The sequence below is a fragment of the Agromyces mediolanus genome (assembly GCF_044917495.1).
Classification (GTDB): domain Bacteria; phylum Actinomycetota; class Actinomycetes; order Actinomycetales; family Microbacteriaceae; genus Agromyces; species Agromyces mediolanus_B.
Map to the genome: position 1 here is coordinate 170,924 of NZ_JAVSSI010000006.1, position 14,960 is coordinate 185,883.

The 14,960-nt window shown below is 71.3% G+C and carries 13 protein-coding genes; 4 read left to right on the plus strand and 9 right to left on the minus strand.

Features of this window, described 5'->3' with window-relative positions; translation table 11 throughout:
* Nucleotides 1-23: 23 nt before the first annotated feature.
* Entirely contained in the window at nucleotides 24-1,118 is a 1,095-nt protein-coding gene (gene dxr, locus ROT00_RS10940; RefSeq protein ID WP_404774781.1) for a 1-deoxy-D-xylulose-5-phosphate reductoisomerase, read from the minus strand.
* Nucleotides 1,119-1,203: 85 nt separating this feature from the next.
* Between dxr and ROT00_RS10945 the strand changes: the two genes are divergently transcribed.
* Together ROT00_RS10945 and ROT00_RS10950 are read left to right on the plus strand one after the other, a co-directional pair.
* Nucleotides 1,204-1,965, plus strand: coding sequence for a lysophospholipid acyltransferase family protein (locus ROT00_RS10945; protein ID WP_404774783.1), 762 nt, complete (start codon nucleotides 1,204-1,206; stop codon nucleotides 1,963-1,965).
* Nucleotides 1,966-2,068: 103 nt separating this feature from the next.
* A complete protein-coding gene (locus tag ROT00_RS10950) occupies nucleotides 2,069-2,986 on the plus strand; it encodes a hypothetical protein (RefSeq protein ID WP_404774785.1) in 918 nt (305 codons plus the stop codon).
* A gap of 56 nt (nucleotides 2,987-3,042) precedes the next feature.
* Here ROT00_RS10950 and ROT00_RS10955 read toward each other — a convergent pair whose 3' ends face one another.
* A complete protein-coding gene (locus ROT00_RS10955; RefSeq protein ID WP_404774787.1) occupies nucleotides 3,043-3,525 on the minus strand; it encodes an OsmC family protein in 483 nt (160 codons plus the stop codon).
* Between the two features lie 108 nt (nucleotides 3,526-3,633).
* On the opposite strand from ROT00_RS10955, the gene gabT reads away from it, so the two are divergent.
* Nucleotides 3,634-4,992 (plus strand): 4-aminobutyrate--2-oxoglutarate transaminase, encoded by a 1,359-nt coding sequence (gene gabT, locus ROT00_RS10960; RefSeq protein ID WP_404774789.1) that lies wholly within the window; start codon nucleotides 3,634-3,636, stop codon nucleotides 4,990-4,992.
* Nucleotides 4,992-5,981, plus strand: a complete 990-nt coding sequence (locus ROT00_RS10965; protein WP_404774791.1) for an asparaginase — start codon at nucleotides 4,992-4,994, stop codon at nucleotides 5,979-5,981. Before gabT ends, ROT00_RS10965 begins: the two co-directional genes overlap by 1 nt.
* A 67-nt stretch (nucleotides 5,982-6,048) precedes the next feature.
* On the opposite strand, the gene ROT00_RS10970 is transcribed toward ROT00_RS10965, so the two are convergent.
* The 7 genes from ROT00_RS10970 to ROT00_RS11000 all read right to left on the minus strand — a co-directional run bounded on the left by ROT00_RS10970 (nucleotide 6,049) and on the right by ROT00_RS11000 (nucleotide 14,930).
* Nucleotides 6,049-6,792 (minus strand): ABC transporter permease, encoded by a 744-nt coding sequence (locus tag ROT00_RS10970; protein WP_404774877.1) that lies wholly within the window; start codon nucleotides 6,790-6,792, stop codon nucleotides 6,049-6,051.
* A 149-nt stretch (nucleotides 6,793-6,941) separates the two neighbouring features.
* Nucleotides 6,942-7,853, minus strand: a complete 912-nt coding sequence (locus ROT00_RS10975) for an ABC transporter permease (RefSeq protein ID WP_404774793.1) — start codon at nucleotides 7,851-7,853, stop codon at nucleotides 6,942-6,944.
* Nucleotide 7,854: 1 nt separating this feature from the next.
* Complete coding sequence (locus tag ROT00_RS10980; protein WP_404774795.1) at nucleotides 7,855-9,051, minus strand: ABC transporter ATP-binding protein; 1,197 nt, start codon at nucleotides 9,049-9,051, stop codon at nucleotides 7,855-7,857.
* Between the two features lie 2 nt (nucleotides 9,052-9,053).
* Nucleotides 9,054-10,262, minus strand: coding sequence for an ABC transporter substrate-binding protein (locus ROT00_RS10985; RefSeq protein WP_404774797.1), 1,209 nt, complete (start codon nucleotides 10,260-10,262; stop codon nucleotides 9,054-9,056).
* Nucleotides 10,263-10,417: 155 nt separating this feature from the next.
* Nucleotides 10,418-13,291, minus strand: coding sequence for an FtsK/SpoIIIE domain-containing protein (locus ROT00_RS10990; protein ID WP_404774799.1), 2,874 nt, complete (start codon nucleotides 13,289-13,291; stop codon nucleotides 10,418-10,420).
* A gap of 96 nt (nucleotides 13,292-13,387) precedes the next feature.
* Nucleotides 13,388-14,050: an FHA domain-containing protein gene (locus ROT00_RS10995; protein WP_404774801.1), complete on the minus strand. Its 663-nt coding sequence runs from the start codon at nucleotides 14,048-14,050 to the stop codon at nucleotides 13,388-13,390.
* A gap of 85 nt (nucleotides 14,051-14,135) precedes the next feature.
* The gene (locus tag ROT00_RS11000) at nucleotides 14,136-14,930 is read right to left on the minus strand and encodes a PP2C family protein-serine/threonine phosphatase (RefSeq protein WP_404774803.1); all 795 of its coding nucleotides are present in this window, start codon (nucleotides 14,928-14,930) and stop codon (nucleotides 14,136-14,138) included.
* Nucleotides 14,931-14,960: the final 30 nt, after the last annotated feature.

The following is a 14,960-nucleotide window of genomic DNA, read 5'->3' on the forward strand; positions in this document are numbered from 1 at the left end:
GCTTCGAAGCGGCTGGGCGGGGCCTATCGATCCGCTGAGCGGCGCTCGATCCGCGCATCGGCCGCGCGGCGGGCGGATGCCTCGGCCGCGGCGAGCGACTCGAGGGTCAGCGCACCGGCGGCCTCGTGCTGCTCGACGACCTCGCGCACCGTGTCCACGATGTCGAGGAAGCCGATGCGTCCGGCGTGGAACGCGGCGACCGCCTGCTCGTTCGCCGCGTTGAAGACCGCGGGGTACTCGCCGCCCGCCCGGCCGACCTGCTTCGCGAGCCGCACGGCGGGGAAGGCCTCGTCGTCGAGGGGCTCGAAGGTCCAGTTCTGCGCGGTGGTCCAGTCGAGCGGGCGGCCGACGGCGCCGACCCGGTTCGGCCAGTCGAGGCCGAGCGAGATCGGCAGCCGCATGTCCGGGGGCGAGGCCTGGGCGATCGTCGACCCGTCGATGAACTCCACCATCGAGTGCACGATCGACTGCGGGTGGACGACGACGTCGATGCGGTCGTAGTCGACGTCGAAGAGGAGGTGCGCCTCGATCACCTCGAGCCCCTTGTTCACCAGGGTGGCCGAGTTCGTCGTGACGACGAGGCCCATGTCCCACGTGGGGTGCGCGAGCGCGTCGGCGGGGGTCACGGCCCCGAGCTCGTCGCGACGGCGACCGCGGAACGGGCCGCCCGAGGCGGTGAGCACCAGCCGTCGCACCTCGTCGTCGGTGCCCGAGCGGAGCGCCTGGGCGAGCGCGGAGTGCTCCGAGTCGACGGGGACGATCTGCCCGGGGGCGGCGAGGGCGGTGACGAGGTCGCCGCCGACGATCAGGGACTCCTTGTTCGCGAGCGCGAGCGTCGTGCCGCGCTTCAGCGTGGCGAGCGTCGGTCCGAGGCCGACCGATCCGGTGATGCCGTTCAGGACGACGTCCGCGTCGACGTCGCGGACGAGCTGCACGGCCTCCTCGATGCCGACCGCCGTGTGCTCGACGCCGAACTCGGCGGCCTGGCGCTCGAGGGTCGCCCGGTCGGAGCCGACGGCGAGGCCGACGACCTCGAACCGCTGCGGATTCGCGCGGATGACGTCGAGCGCCTGGGTGCCGATGGAGCCGGATGAGCCGAGGATGATCACGCTGCGCACGCCTCCACCCTACGGCGGGCGGGCGTTCGACGCGCCGGTCGGCGGTATGCCGCGTGACGCATACTGCTGGCCCTACGCTCGACGGGTGAGCGAGATCGAGGCCGAGGCCGTGCCCGCAGCGCCGAGGCGCCCAAGCGCCCTGTACACGATCGTCCGAGGCATCCTGCGCCCGCTCGTGGCCGTCGTCTACCGGCCGAAGATCACGGGGCGCGAGCACGTCCCGAAGCGCGGCCCCGTCATCCTCGCGTCGAACCACCTGTCGTTCATCGACAGCATCGTGATCCCCCTCGCCGCGCCCCGGCCCGTGCAGTTCCTCGCCAAGTCGCACTACTTCACCGGCACCGGCCTGAAGGGCTGGGTCTCCCGCACCTTCTTCGGGTCGATCGGCGCGGTCAGCGTCGAACGCGGCGCCGGGTCGCAGGCCCAGGAGGCGCTCGACCTCGGCCGGCGCATCCTCGACGGCGGCAACGCCTTCGCGATCTATCCGGAGGGCACCCGCTCGCTCGACGGCCGCCTCTACAAGGGCCGCACCGGCGTCGCCTGGCTCGCGCTCACGACCGGGGCGGTCGTCGTGCCGGTCGGGCTCGTCGGAACGCAGGAGATCCAGCCCGTCGGAGCGCGCTTCCCGCGCGTCCGTCCCGTGCAGGTGCACTTCGGCGAGCCGATCGACCTCTCGGCCCACGGCAGCGCGGACTCGGGCAAGGCGCGCCGGGCCGCCACCGACGAGATCATGGCGGCGATCCACGCGCTCAGCGGTCAGGAGCTCGCCGGCCGCTACAACGAGACGCCCCCGCAGAGCGCGATCGCCCGGATCGCCGACCGCGTCGTCCCCCGCGAACGGATCTGAGCCGCGCCCGCGACGACGTGCCGTCCGTTCCGAGCCGCGCCCCGGCGACGACGTGCCGTCGGTTCTCAGCCGCCTGGCACGCTCGCACGCTAGCGTCGAACGGGTGACCAGCCTCCGATCGCGCTCCGCCCTCGCCGTCCTCATCACCGGCGTCGTCGTGCTGCTCACCGCCTGCGCCCCGACCGTCGACCCGGCGGCGACCGTCCGGGCGAACCCGGAGCAGCTCGACGAGGTCGACACCGCGGGCTTCGACCCGGGACTCATCGTGAGCGACGACAGCTTCTTCGACGCGACCGCGCTCGACGAGGACGAGATCCAGGACTTCCTCGAGGCGCTCCCCTGCCGCCCCGACGCGGGCGTGCGCTGCCTCGCCGACTTCCGCCAGACCACCGAGACGCAGCCCGCGGTCGAACCCGGCCACTGCGCCGAGTACCGGGGCGGCGTGAAGGAGCGGGCGAGCCGCATCATCGCGAAGACCGCCGTCGCGTGCGGAGTGAGCCCGAAGACGCTGCTCGTGCTCCTGCAGAAGGAGCAGTCGCTGCTGACACGGCCGAGCGAGCACGGCTACGCCCGGGCCACCGGCTACGCGTGCCCCGACACGGCCGACTGCGACGTGAAGTACTTCGGCTTCTTCAACCAGGTGTACAACGCGGCCTGGCAGTTCCGGCAGTACACCCAGCACCCCGACCGCCAGTACCGTGTGGGCGCGGTCCCCGTCGCGTACAACCCGGACGCCGCCTGCGGCGGCACCACCGTGACGATCCGCAACCAGGCGACGGCGAACCTGTACAACTACACGCCGTACCAGCCGAACGAGGCCGCGCTGGTCTCCGCCGATGCGGGCGGCGACGGCTGCTCCGCCTGGGGCAACCTGAACTTCTGGCTGCTCTGGAACCGCTGGTTCGGCGATCCCACGAGCGAGCGCTACCCGGGCTTCCTGCCGCCGTGCAGCCGGCTCGTGAACGGCCAGGTCTGCCCGACGCCCGGCATCCCGACCGCGCCGCCGAAGCTCGAGGACTGACCCCGGCCCGCGGGCGCGGCATCCGCGTCCGCAGCCCGCTCGGCCGGGCCGCCCGCTCAGCCGGCCTCGGCGACCTCCACGGTCGGCTCGTGCCCGACGGGGAAGGCGACGGATGCCGCGATGAAGCACTTCTCCGCCGCCTCGGCGTGCAGCTGCTGCGCGAGCTCCGCCATCGCGGCGTCCGCGACCGTCACCCGCGGGTGCAGCGTCGCGGCGACGAAGGCGCCGCCGCCGCGACCGTCCTCGCTCATCGTGCCGCTCGCGGCGTCCTCGTAGCCGAGCACGACCACCCCGTGGTTCGTGGCGACGTGCAGGTAGGACAGCATGTGGCACTGGCTCAGCGCGGCGAGCAGGAGCTCCTCCGGGTTCCAGCGCTCGCGGTCGCCGTGGAAGGTGCGATCGCTCGACCCCGCGAGCTCGTGCTCCTTGCCCGGGGCGCTCACGACGTGCCGGCGCGAGTACGCGCGGTAGCCGCTCGTCCCCGTGCCGAGGTTGCCCGTCCACTCGACCTCGACCTCGTAGTGGTGTTCGCCCAGCATCCCGCCTCCGTCGCCCGTCTCCGCACCCGGCGCCGGCGCAGCCGTCCCGGGTGGGCGGCCGGATCGACCGCCCACACGATTCTGCCTCGGGGATAAGCTGGGCGCATCATGACTGAGACCCAGATCGCACCCTCGTACACGGTGCCGCAGCAGCGCCAGCTCGTCACGGCCGTCCCCGGCCCGAAGTCGATCGCGCTGCACGAGCGACGTACCGCGGTGGTCTCCGCGGGCGTCTCGAGCGCCCTGCCGGTCTACATCGAGCGCGCGAACGGCGCCATCCTCGTCGACGTCGACGGCAACCGCTTCGTCGACTTCGGCGGCGGCATCGGCGTGACCACGGTCGGCCACACCGAGCGCCACGTCGTCGAAGCGGCGACGGCGCAGCTGCACGACGTCACCCACACGCTGTTCACGGTCACCCCCTACGAGGAGTACGTGCGGGTCGCCGAGCTCCTCGCCCAGCACACCCCCGGCGACTGGGCGAAGAAGTCGGTGCTCGTGAACTCCGGCGCGGAGGCCGTCGAGAACGGGGTGAAGATCGCCCGCAAGTACACCCGCCGTCGCGGGGTCGCGGTCCTCGACCACGCCTACCACGGCCGCACGAACCTCACCATGGCCATGAACTACAAGGCCCACCCGTACGCCTCGGGCTTCGGCCCGCTCGCGGGCGACGTCTACCACGCCCCGAACTCCTACCCCTACCGCGACGGCCTCTCGGGCGAGCAGGCGGCGGCGCGCACCATCGCGTACCTCGAGAAGGTCGTCGGCGCCGAAGACCTCGCGTGCCTCGTCGTCGAGCCGATCCAGGGCGAGGGCGGCTTCATGGTGCCCGCCGACGGGTTCCTGCCGGCGCTGCAGCGCTGGTGCACCGACCACGGCGTCGTCATGATCGCCGACGAGATCCAGTCGGGCATGGCCCGGAGCGGCAGCTACTTCGCGAGCGAGCAGCTCGGCTGGGAGCCCGACCTCGTGCTCTCCGCCAAGGGCATCGCGGGCGGCCTGCCGCTCGCGGCGGTCACCGGCCGCGCCGAGATCATGGACGCGGCGCAGCCCGGCGGCCTCGGCGGCACGTTCGGCGGCAACCCGGTCGCCTGCGCGGCGGCCGTCGCCGTGTTCGAGGCGATCGAGGAGGACGACCTCCTCGCGGAGGCGCGGCGCATCGAGGCGAGCCTCACCGCGGGCCTCCGCGCGCTCGCCGAGCGCTTCGACGTGATCGGCGACATCCGCGGCAAGGGCGCGATGATCGCGATCGAGCTCGTCCGCCCCGGCACGCGGGAGACGAGCAAGGAGCCGTACCCGGAGGCGGTCGGCGCGCTCATCGCGCACGCCGCGCAGGAGGGCGTGCTCCTGCTGAACGCCGGCACCTACGGCAACGTGCTCCGCTTCCTGCCGAGCCTCGCCATGACCGACGAGCTCATCGAGGACGCCCTCGGCGTGCTCGAGGCCGGCTTCGCGACGCTCGGCTGATGGCCGGCACCTTCAGCATCGCCGATTCCGTCGAACTCGCAGTGGTCGAACGCAATGGTTTCATCGAGTCCAGGCACGCCGGTTCCGCCATCGTGCTCACCCCGGAGGGCGAGGTGCTGCGCAGTCTCGGCGACGTCCGCAGCCCGGTCTTCCCCAGATCGGCGCTGAAGCCGTTCCAGGCGGTCGCGGTCATGACCTCCGGGGTCGTGCTTCGCGGCGAGGACGCGGCGATCGCGATGGCGAGCCACTCCGGCACGGCGGCGCACGTCGCGCTCGTGAAGGGGCTGCTCGACCGGGTGGGTCTCAGCGCGTCCGCGCTCGGCTGCCCGCCGTCGCTCCCCGGCGATCGCGCGGCACGCGAGCAGCTGCTGCGGAGCGGCGGCTCCGCGGAGCGCATCTTCATGACCTGCTCCGGCAAGCACGCGGCGATGCTCCTCGCGTGCGTGCAGAACGGCTGGCCGGTCGAGGGGTACCTCTCCCCCGAGCATCCGCTGCAGAAGAAGATCCTCGACGTGCTGGAGCGGCTGACCGGCGAGCGTCCGTCGGCGAGCGCTGTCGACGGCTGCGGCGCGCCGGTGCACGCGATCAGCCTCACGGGGCTCGCGCGCGGCGTCCAGAAGATCACGACCGCCCAGACGAGCTCGCCGTTCGCGCTCTACCGGGAGGCCGCCGAGCTCGCCGAGGCCGCCCGAGCGCACCCGTGGGCCGTGGCCGGCCCCGGCCAGCCCGACACGGTGGCGATCGAACGGCTCGGCGTCTTCGCGAAGTTCGGCGCCGAGGGCGTCATGGTGATGACGGCCCCGAACGGGACGACGGTCGCGCTGAAGGTACTCGACGGTTCCTCACGCGCCTCGACGATCGTCGCGCTCCGGCTGCTCGCCGATGCCCGCGCACTCGATCACGATGACGTCGACCTCGCCCGCGCCGAGCTCGATCTCTGGGTTATGGGCGGGGACCGCCCCGTCGGCGAGATCCGCGCCACCGTCTGACGCCGCCAGTCTCGTCCGCCAGTTGAGGCGGGGCGGGCGCTCGTCGGAGCGCCCACCCCGCCACAGTTCAACTCAGCTTGGCGAGCCGCTTCTCGCGCGCCGCGCGGGAGACCTGCACGGCGATCACCAGCACCATCGCGAACAGGAACACCGCCGATGCGATGACGTTCGCCTCGGCCGGGATGCCTCGCGCCGCCGAGATGTAGATGTACTTCGGGAACGTCGACACCGAACCGGAGTTGAAGTTCGTGATGATGAAGTCGTCGAAGCTCAGCGCGAACGACAACAGGGCCGCGGCGAGGATTCCGGGCATCAGCAACGGGAACGTGACCCGCCAGAACACCTGCGCGGGCGAGCCGTAGAGATCCCGCCCCGCCTCCTCGAGCGCGGGATCGAGACTCGCCACCCGTGCCTTCACCGTGACGACCACGAAGCTGATGCAGAACATCGTGTGCGCCAGGATGATCGTCACCATGTCCTTCGGCACGCCCACCGCGAGGAACTGGGCCGCGAGCCCGGCACCGAGCACGACCTCGGGGGTCGCCATCGGCAGGAACAGCAGCAGGCTGATCGCCGAACGGGCCCGGAAGCGGTAGCGGACGAGCGCGATCGCGATCATCGTGCCGAGGGTGGTCGCGAGGACCGTCGCCACGAGACCGATGACGATGCTGTTCCCGAAGGCCTGGCAGACCGCGCCGCCTTCGACGTTGCAGACGTTCAGCCATTTGTCGAAGGTGAAACCGCGCCAGGCGATGTTCGACTTCACCGAGTCGTTGAAGCTGAAGACGAAGGTGTAGACGATCGGGATCATGAGGAACGCGAACGCGATCGTCACGTACGTCGGGAGCAGCCACCGGCCGAGTCCCCGACGTGGGCGGTCCCGCGCGGGCTGCGGCCGCTGCTCGAGCTGCTCGCTTTCCGCGAGCCCGCCGAGGACTGCTCCGGCCTGTCCTTCTCCGCTCACAGCAGGTCCTCCGTTCCGCTTCGCTTGACGTAGATGCCGACGAGGATGAGGATCGCCGCCATCAGGATGATCGAGAGCGCGGCCGCCGCCGGATAGTTGAGCAGCACGAGGAAGTTCGCCTCGATCACGTTGCCCATCATCTGCGTGCCCGGACCGCCGAGGAAGTCCCGGCTCGCGTTCACGTAGTCGCCGGCGGCGGGGATGAAGGTGAGCAGCGTGCCGGCGACGATGCCCGGCATCGACAGCGGCACGGTCACCTTGCGGAACACCGTCGCGGGGTTCGCGTACAGGTCGCCGCCCGCCTCGAGGTAGCGCAGATCGAGGCGTTCGAGCGTCGTGTACAGCGGCAGCGTCATGAACGGGATGAAGTTGTACGTCAGGCCGAAGATGACGGCGAACGGGGTGCCGGTGAAGTGCGCGTCCGGGGCCATCAAGGAGAGGGCCTTCAGCGAGGTGATGATGAACGACTCGTCCGAGAACACCTGCTTCCAGGCGAGCGTGCGCAGCAGGAAGGAGATGAAGAAGGGCGCGATCACGAGCACCAGCAGGATGCCCTGCAGCAGCGGCTTGCTGCGCGCCTTCACCCCGATGAAGTAGGCGATCGGGTAGCTGATGACGAGGGCGAGCACGGTCGCGACGAGTGCGTACCCGAAGGAGCGCAGGATGTGCGGCCAGTACGAGGTCACGACGTCGACGTAGTTCTGCCAGTTGAACGCGTAGTCGAACTCGCCGATGTCGCCGAACTCACTCTGCACCTGCAGGGAGGTGAGGAGGAGCGAGACGAGAGGCGTGAGGAAGAACAGCACGAGGTAGGCGATGCCCGGTGCGAGGAGCACGAGGGCGATCGCGCTGCGCTTCCGTGGCGCCTGCGGCTGCGCTTCGGCGGTGGCGAAGGCTGCGAAGGCCACCTCAGTGCTCCTCGAGCTCCGCCACGAGCGCGTCGCGGTGCTGGGCCGCGATGGCGCTCGTCGAGGCATCCGCCGGGAACCTGCTCTCCTCCGGCGTGTCCTCGAGTCCGAAGCCGTGCTCGACCGCCCAGCTCACCCAGACGCGGTCCCCCTCGGACGCGGCGGGACCGAATCCGATGTTCTGCGCGAACACGAGCACCCGGCCCGCTCCCGGGACCTCCACGATGTACTGGGTGCTCACCCCGGAGAACGAGACATCGACGACGACGCCGGGGCCGAGCAGGTTGCGCCCGGACTCCGCGGCGGGCTGGTCGCGGTGCAGCTCGACCTTCTCCGGCCGGACGCCGACGGTCACCTGGCCGGCGTGGCGCTGCGCCCGGGCGGCGGGGACGACGATGCGCGCACCTCCGGCCTCGACGGCGATCGCGACGTCGCTCGCACCGACGACGTCGCCGGTGAAGAGGTTCGACTGGCCGAGGAAGTTCGCGACGAACGCCGTCTTCGGCAGTTCGTAGAGCTCCTCCGGAGCTCCCATCTGCTCGATGCGGCCCTTGTTCATCACGGCGACCGTGTCGGCCATGGTCATGGCCTCCTCCTGGTCGTGGGTGACGTGGAGGAAGGTCAGACCGACCTCCTCCTGGATCGCCTTGAGCTCGAGCTGCATCTGACGACGGAGCTTCAGGTCGAGCGCGCCGAGCGGTTCGTCGAGGAGCAGCAGCGCCGGGCGGTTGACGATCGCTCGGGCGAGGGCCACGCGCTGCTGCTGCCCGCCCGAGAGCTGCTGCGGCCGGCGCTGGGCGAGATGGTCGAGCTCGACGAGCCGGAGCGCCTCGTGCGCCTTGCCGACTGCGTCGTCGATGCGGCGCCGGCGCAGGCCGAAGGCGACGTTCTCGAGGATCGTCATGTGCGGGAAGAGCGCGTAGCTCTGGAAGACGGTGTTCACCGGTCGCTCGTGGGACCGGGTCGCCGTGACGTCGGTGCCGCCGATCAGGATCCGACCGCTCGTCGGTTCGTCGAGCCCGGCGACGAGACGCAGCGTCGTCGTCTTGCCGCATCCCGAGGGCCCGAGGAGAGCGAAGAAGGATCCGGCCGGAATCGTGAGGTCGAGTTCCTCGATGGCGGTGAAGCCCGGGAACCGTTTGTGGATACCGACGAGCTCGAGGTCCGCGCCTCGCTCGGCGAATTCGCGCATCGCCATGGTCACACTCCCAACAGGATCGACTGGAACTGGGTCTGGTATTTCTGCTCCTCGCGCGCCGTGAGCCCGCGGAAGACGTGGGCCTGCTCGAGCGTGTCGGCGTTCGGGAAGATGAGCTGGTTCTCGGCGAGCTCGGGGTCGATGGCCATCGCCGCCTCCTTGGCGCCCTCGACGGGCGTGATGTAGTTCACCCAGGCCGCGACCTCCGCGGCGATCTCGGGCTGGTAGTAGAAGTCGATGAGCCGCTCGGCGTTGGACTTCCGCGGCGAGCCGACCGGGACGAGGAAGTTGTCGTTCCAGAGGGTGCCGCCGCCGACCGGCAGGGCGAACTCCCACTTGTCGCCCGCCTCGGCGTTGATCACGGTGATGTCGCCCGACCAGCAGATCGCGGCGAGCGTGTCGCCGGACTTCAGGTCTTCGAGGTACGCGTTGCCCTTGATGTTGCGGACCTGGCCGCGGTCGACCTGCTCGCGGAACACGTCGATGGCGGCCGTGAACTCGTCGTCGCCCCAGTCGCCGGCGATGTCGGTGCCGAGGTCCTGCATGATGCAGCCCATCGTGTCGCGCATCTCGGAGAGCACGCCGACGCGGCCCTTCAGGGAGGGGTCCCAGAGGTCGGAGACCCGGGTGATGCCGCCGGGGATCGCCTCCTTGTTCCAGCAGATCCCGCCGAATCCGCCCTGCCACGGCACGGAGTAGGTGCGGCCGGGATCGAAGTCGGGGTCCCGGAGCGCAGGATTCAGGTTGGCCAGGTTCGGGATGTTGGCGTGGTCGAGCTCCTGCGCGTAGCCGAAGCGGATCCAACGGGCGATCATCCAGTCGGTGAGGCAGACCGTGTCGGCGCCGATGTCCTGGCCGAGCGCGAGCTGGTCCTTCACCTTGCCGTAATAGGTGTTGTTGTCGTCGACCGCGACCTGGTAGTCGACCGAGATCCCGGTGGCCTCGGTGAACGCCTGGAGCGTCGGGTAGTTGCCGTCGTCGTCCTCGTCGATGTACGCGGCCCAGTTGGCCCAGCGCACCGTGGGGTCGCCGTCGGAACGATCGGCCGCCGGCGTCGGTTTCGGGCGGGGGCCGCTCTGACACGCGGTGAGCGCGAGCGCGGTCGCCCCGGCGCCGGCACCGGCGAGGAGGGTCCGTCGACTCAGCTGCTGGCGCCGCGCGAGATCGATGAGGGAACGGATTCGTGGATCCGTCGGGGGTTGCCGAGTCACGGGCTTCCTCTCGGGTTCGCAGCACTGCGGGGTGGATTGATCCTGCCACACTGCTCGGCTGGAATCACGGCTCGATGTCCGATTCGTTACGTTTTCGCGTCGTACGCGATGGTTCCCGTCGAGAACGGCACCGTTCAGGAACGATTTCAGTCGAATCAGCTCAACTGCCAGACGAATCGTGCAACCGTGCCGTCGGGAGCGATCCGCCATCCCTGCGGGGCGCCGCGTGAGAGGAGCGGCGGGAGCTCGTGGACGCGATGGAGGGCGCGGAATTCCGGCAGGCCACCGTCCACGAGCACTTCGGCGGTGTGCTTCAGCGCGCCCCACTGGCGCCACGCCGCCGCCCACGCGTCGACATCCCCGACGAACACCGTGGCTTCATCGCCGCCGGCGTGCGGGAGCGCCTCGGAGGCTTGGCCGGCGATCGTCAGGACCTCGACGCGCACGCGCGGAAGTGCGGCGAGGCGGGCGAGCGCGAGCGGGACGTTCCGGGCGACGAGTGCGTAGCTGCGCCCGGCCCGGAGCTCGAGTTCCTCGACTCGCGGCAGGGCCGGCGATGCGACAGCCGCGGCTCCTCCTGCCCGCACCGGCACTCCGGCAATCGGGGATGCGTCACTGGCCGGATCGGGCATCGCGACTTGCAGGCGGAGCCCTCGCCATTGCCCGGCGCCCGGCGCATCGTCGGCGTGCCAGAGCGCCGGCTCGCCGCCGAGCTGGGCGAGCTCGCCGCGGGAGGCCTGGCGCAGCAGCACGAAGGACTGGAAGCCGTCGCGGACCTCCGCCGGCATGCCGACCGCCCGCATCGCCGATGCGGCGACGTGCAGTCCCCCGCCCGATAGCCGCAGGATCGTCGAGAGCGCGTCACCGGCGGCCACCCGGTACTCCTCGGGCCAGCCCCGGAAGCGAACGTCGATCCGGTCGATGACCAGGAGGCGGTGTCCGGTTTCGAAGCCTCCCGACTCGGCCTCGCGAGCGAGGGCGATGAGCGTGTCCCACGCCGCCGCCCGCTCGTCTGGCAGCTCGATGACCGATGCCGTCGGGAAGCGCGCGCGGAACGCCGCGGAGAGCGTGCGGAGCGTCGTGGTACGACCGCTGCCGGGCGCGCCGCATACGAGCAGGGCGCCGTCGGCCGCCGGACGCCACTCCGCAGCGAGCCTCCGCTGCTGCTCCGGAGCATCGAGGAGGCCGAAGCCGATACCGCCACCGTCTCCGTCGCGGTCGGACTCGAGTTCGGCGATCGGCAGACGGGTGGGAAGGGGGTCGAGCCAGGGCCGTCGAGCTGGGGTGTCCGCCGCTCGTCCGGCCCGGAGCAGTTCCAGCTGGAGCGGGTCCGCGATCGCCGATTGGAAAGGTCGTGGCGGACCGGTACCGTCGTCCACCACCGCTCGACCGGGCACGCCGGGCGGGATCCCCGCGGCCTCATCGACGCCGACGACGGCGCGGCTGTCGGCGGGGTGCAGCACGCGCAAGCAGATGCGCAGTCGGCAGTTCGCGGTGATCTGCTCGCGGACGGTGCCATTCGGGCGCTGGGTGGAGAGGATGAGATGCATGCCGAGCGATCGTCCTCGCGCCGCGATGTCTGCGAACAGCCGGGCGAGCGGCTCGAATCGTTCGACGAGCGCCTGGTACTCGTCGACGACGATCACCAACCGCGGCAGCTCCGTGCCGTCATCGAGCTCGACGAAGTCGCGCGCTCCGTCCGCGCGGAGCTGCTGCTCTCGTCGTCTGATCTCGGCTCGAAGGCTCTCCACGGCCCGGAGCGCCTCCGCCTCGTCGAGATCGGTGACGATGCCCACCACGTGCGGGAGATCGGCGATCGGTTGGAATGCCGCGCCGCCCTTGAAGTCGACGAGGAGCATCGCCACCCGTGCGGGCGAGTACGCGACGGCGAGCGCCGCGAGCCAGGTGAGGAGGAACTCGCTCTTCCCGCTGCCGGTCGTTCCGCCGATGAGGGCGTGCGGGCCCTGCCGAACGAGATCCAGTTCCAACGGTCCGCTGCGCCCGGCGCCGACCGTCACGGCGAGCGAGCCCCGGCCGACCGCCCTCGGGTGCGTGAGACCGGCGAGGTCGACGCGCCGGGGCAGTGAGGTCTCGTCGAGCCCGCTCCGCGCCGCTGTTCGCGCCAGCCGAAGCGCCGCCGCCTCCGCCTGGCGCTCGCCGAGCAGATCCGGCGCGAACTCGCCGTTCCAGGGACGCACGCCGAGGCGTTCGACGCTGGCCTGCCGAGCCGTCCGAAGGCGGACGACGGTGCCGAGCCCCGGCGGCAGCGCTCCGCGATCGGCGGCGACGGCGATCACGCCCGCCGCGCCCGCCGGCAGCGCGCCGTCGACGACGGTGAGCGACGCGTCGGCTCCGCGATGCGGCAGTTGCGCAGCCCACGCCCAGGCCTCGGTCGTGGGGACGGCGATGCCCGCACGACCGCCCGGCCTGACGGTCGACGCCCATCGCACCACCGTCGCCCGGGCGGCCGCGCGCGCGAGCAGTTCAGGCCCGACGAAACCGATCCCCGCCGCCAGATCTGCACGGACGGGTGCATCCGGAAGCGACGCGGCCCTCGCGAGCAGCGCGTGGTCGGCCTCGTCGACCGCTTCGCCTTCGAGCTGGACGAGGCTCGCGGCGGTGCCGCGGCCGAGGACGAGCTCCTGTCCGTCGTCTCCAAACCAGCGCGCTCCCGGGGGCTCGGTCAGCAGCAGTTCGAGCGGCGGCGTGCGACGCCACGCCTCCGCCCGCTCGACCGCGTGTCGATCGGTGAGCTCGGTGTCGAGCGCCTGCTGCGCGCGCGCCCGATCGCGCGCCTCGCCGCGCTGCGCCCTGCGCGCACCGCGCCGGCCGTCGAGCATCGCGGCGATCCCGACCAGCGGGCCGACCGCAGCGAAGACGAGCGCGAGCGGCGATCGCGTCAGCGCGAACAGCACACCTGCCGTCGCGATCGGCGCCAGGGTGGCGAGGATGGGGAACGGCGCCTTCGCCCGGGTGCCCGGTGGCGAAGGCAGCCTCAGTCGAGGGAGTCGGTCGATCTGCGCATCCATGACCCCAGCACAGCAGGGATCGCGACATCCGGAATGCGCCGGATTCGAATCGGTGGGAACGCCGTGCCGACCGCCGCCCTGTGGAGGAGGCCTGCGCTAGTCGACGATGAACTGCTGCTGCGCGAGCTCGATCGTGCTTCCGCGCGGCACCTGGTAGCGCCGGCCGGGTTCGCAGCGGACGGCTCCGTCGTCCGGTCGCCGGACCATCGTGCCGTTGCCCGAGAAGCGGTCCGAGATCCAGAGCACCCCGTCGTGCGACCCGAACTCGAGGTGCGTCTTCGAGACGGACAACGTGCGATCCGCGATCTGCACCAGATGATCGAACCGCTCGCCCGGCTGCGGGAGCGGCTTGCGCCCGATGAGGCCGGTGCCGAACACGATGCGGGTCTCCCCCGTGCTGAAGCGGAGCCGGAACCGATCGGACTCCCCCGCTGCGCGGTCGCCGTCGCCCGGCGATCCGTTCGCGCCGGCGACGGGCGTCTCGCCCACCGGGGGTCGGGACGCCTCGGGCGCCTCGGCCACCGTCTCCTCGGACCCCGCCCGACCGTCCGGCGCGAGGAAGCCACCGACCGGGATGCTGATGACACCGCTGTTACGGCGCTGGAGCGGAGCGACGATCGTCGTGTCACCGGGGCGCGGGTCGGGCTTCCGCCTGGACTCCGGGGTCGCGCTCGTCGAGCTTCCGCACTCCCCGCAGAACATGGCCCCTTCGGGCAGCTCCGCATCGCAGATCCGGCAGTTCACGTGCACGCTCCTCATCACCGCTTCCAGCGTAGCGGCGGGACGCCCCAGGACCGCGGAGGCCGGTGCCCTCCGTGTCGTCGCGCTCCGAGGGGCGAGCGGTTCAGTCGTCGGCCGGGCGGACGACGTCGAGGACGTCCAGCACGACGACGGTGACGTTGTCGCGGCCGCCGTTGCCGAGGGCGGCATCCATGAGGTGCCTGGCCGCGGCATCCGCCGTCGGGTTCGAGACGAGGAAATGGCGCAACCCGTAGGCGGTGATCTCCTTCGTGAGCCCGTCCGAGCAGATGAGCAGGCGCATGCCCGGCTCGATCGCGATCGCCCGGTAGTCGGGCAGCGGCGCCTCATGGAATCCGACGGCACGGGTGATCACGTTCGAGTGCGGGTGGGTCTCCGCCTCCTCGCGGGTGATCTGTCCGGCATCCACGAGCTCCTGCACGATCGAATGATCCACGGTGAGCTGTTCGAGGACTCCACCGATCAGGCGGTAGACCCGGGAGTCGCCGATGTTGAAGACGATCCATGCCGGCTCGCCGGAGATCGAGCCGAGCGCGACCCCCGTCACCGTGGTTCCGCTGCCCTCGTCGGTGACGCCGCGCCCGCGCCCCATGTCCTGCACCGCGGACCGGAGCGCCTGGTCGATGTCCGGGGTTCCGACGACCGTGCGACCGCTGTACTCGGCGAGGCGCGTGACGACCGCGGCACTCGCGAAATCGCCCGCGGCGTGACCGCCCATGCCGTCGGCCACGGCGAAGACGGGCGGTTGCGCGAGGAAGCTGTCCTCGTTCACTTCGCGCCGGAGGCCGGTATCGGTCATCGCCGCCCAGGCGATCTCGACCTCGGTGCCTCCGGGCAGCACGACACGGTGGCGCGGATTGCCGATGCCGATCTGGGTCACGGATCTCGCCTGTCTGCGGGGGGACGCGTC

Bases quoted from the DNA above. Each gene is read 5' to 3' on its own strand.
- ROT00_RS10955 (WP_404774787.1), bottom strand. From the start codon at position 3,525: ATGCTGGGCGAACACCACTACGAGGTCGAGGTCGAGTGGACGGGCAAC.
- gabT (WP_404774789.1), top strand. From the start codon at position 3,634: ATGACTGAGACCCAGATCGCACCCTCGTACACGGTGCCGCAGCAGCGC.
- ROT00_RS10965 (WP_404774791.1), top strand. From the start codon at position 4,992: ATGGCCGGCACCTTCAGCATCGCCGATTCCGTCGAACTCGCAGTGGTC.
- ROT00_RS10970 (WP_404774877.1), bottom strand. From the start codon at position 6,792: ATGATCCCGATCGTCTACACCTTCGTCTTCAGCTTCAACGACTCGGTG.
- ROT00_RS10980 (WP_404774795.1), bottom strand. From the start codon at position 9,051: ATGGCGATGCGCGAATTCGCCGAGCGAGGCGCGGACCTCGAGCTCGTC.
- ROT00_RS10990 (WP_404774799.1), bottom strand. From the start codon at position 13,291: ATGGATGCGCAGATCGACCGACTCCCTCGACTGAGGCTGCCTTCGCCA.
- ROT00_RS10995 (WP_404774801.1), bottom strand. From the start codon at position 14,050: ATGAGGAGCGTGCACGTGAACTGCCGGATCTGCGATGCGGAGCTGCCC.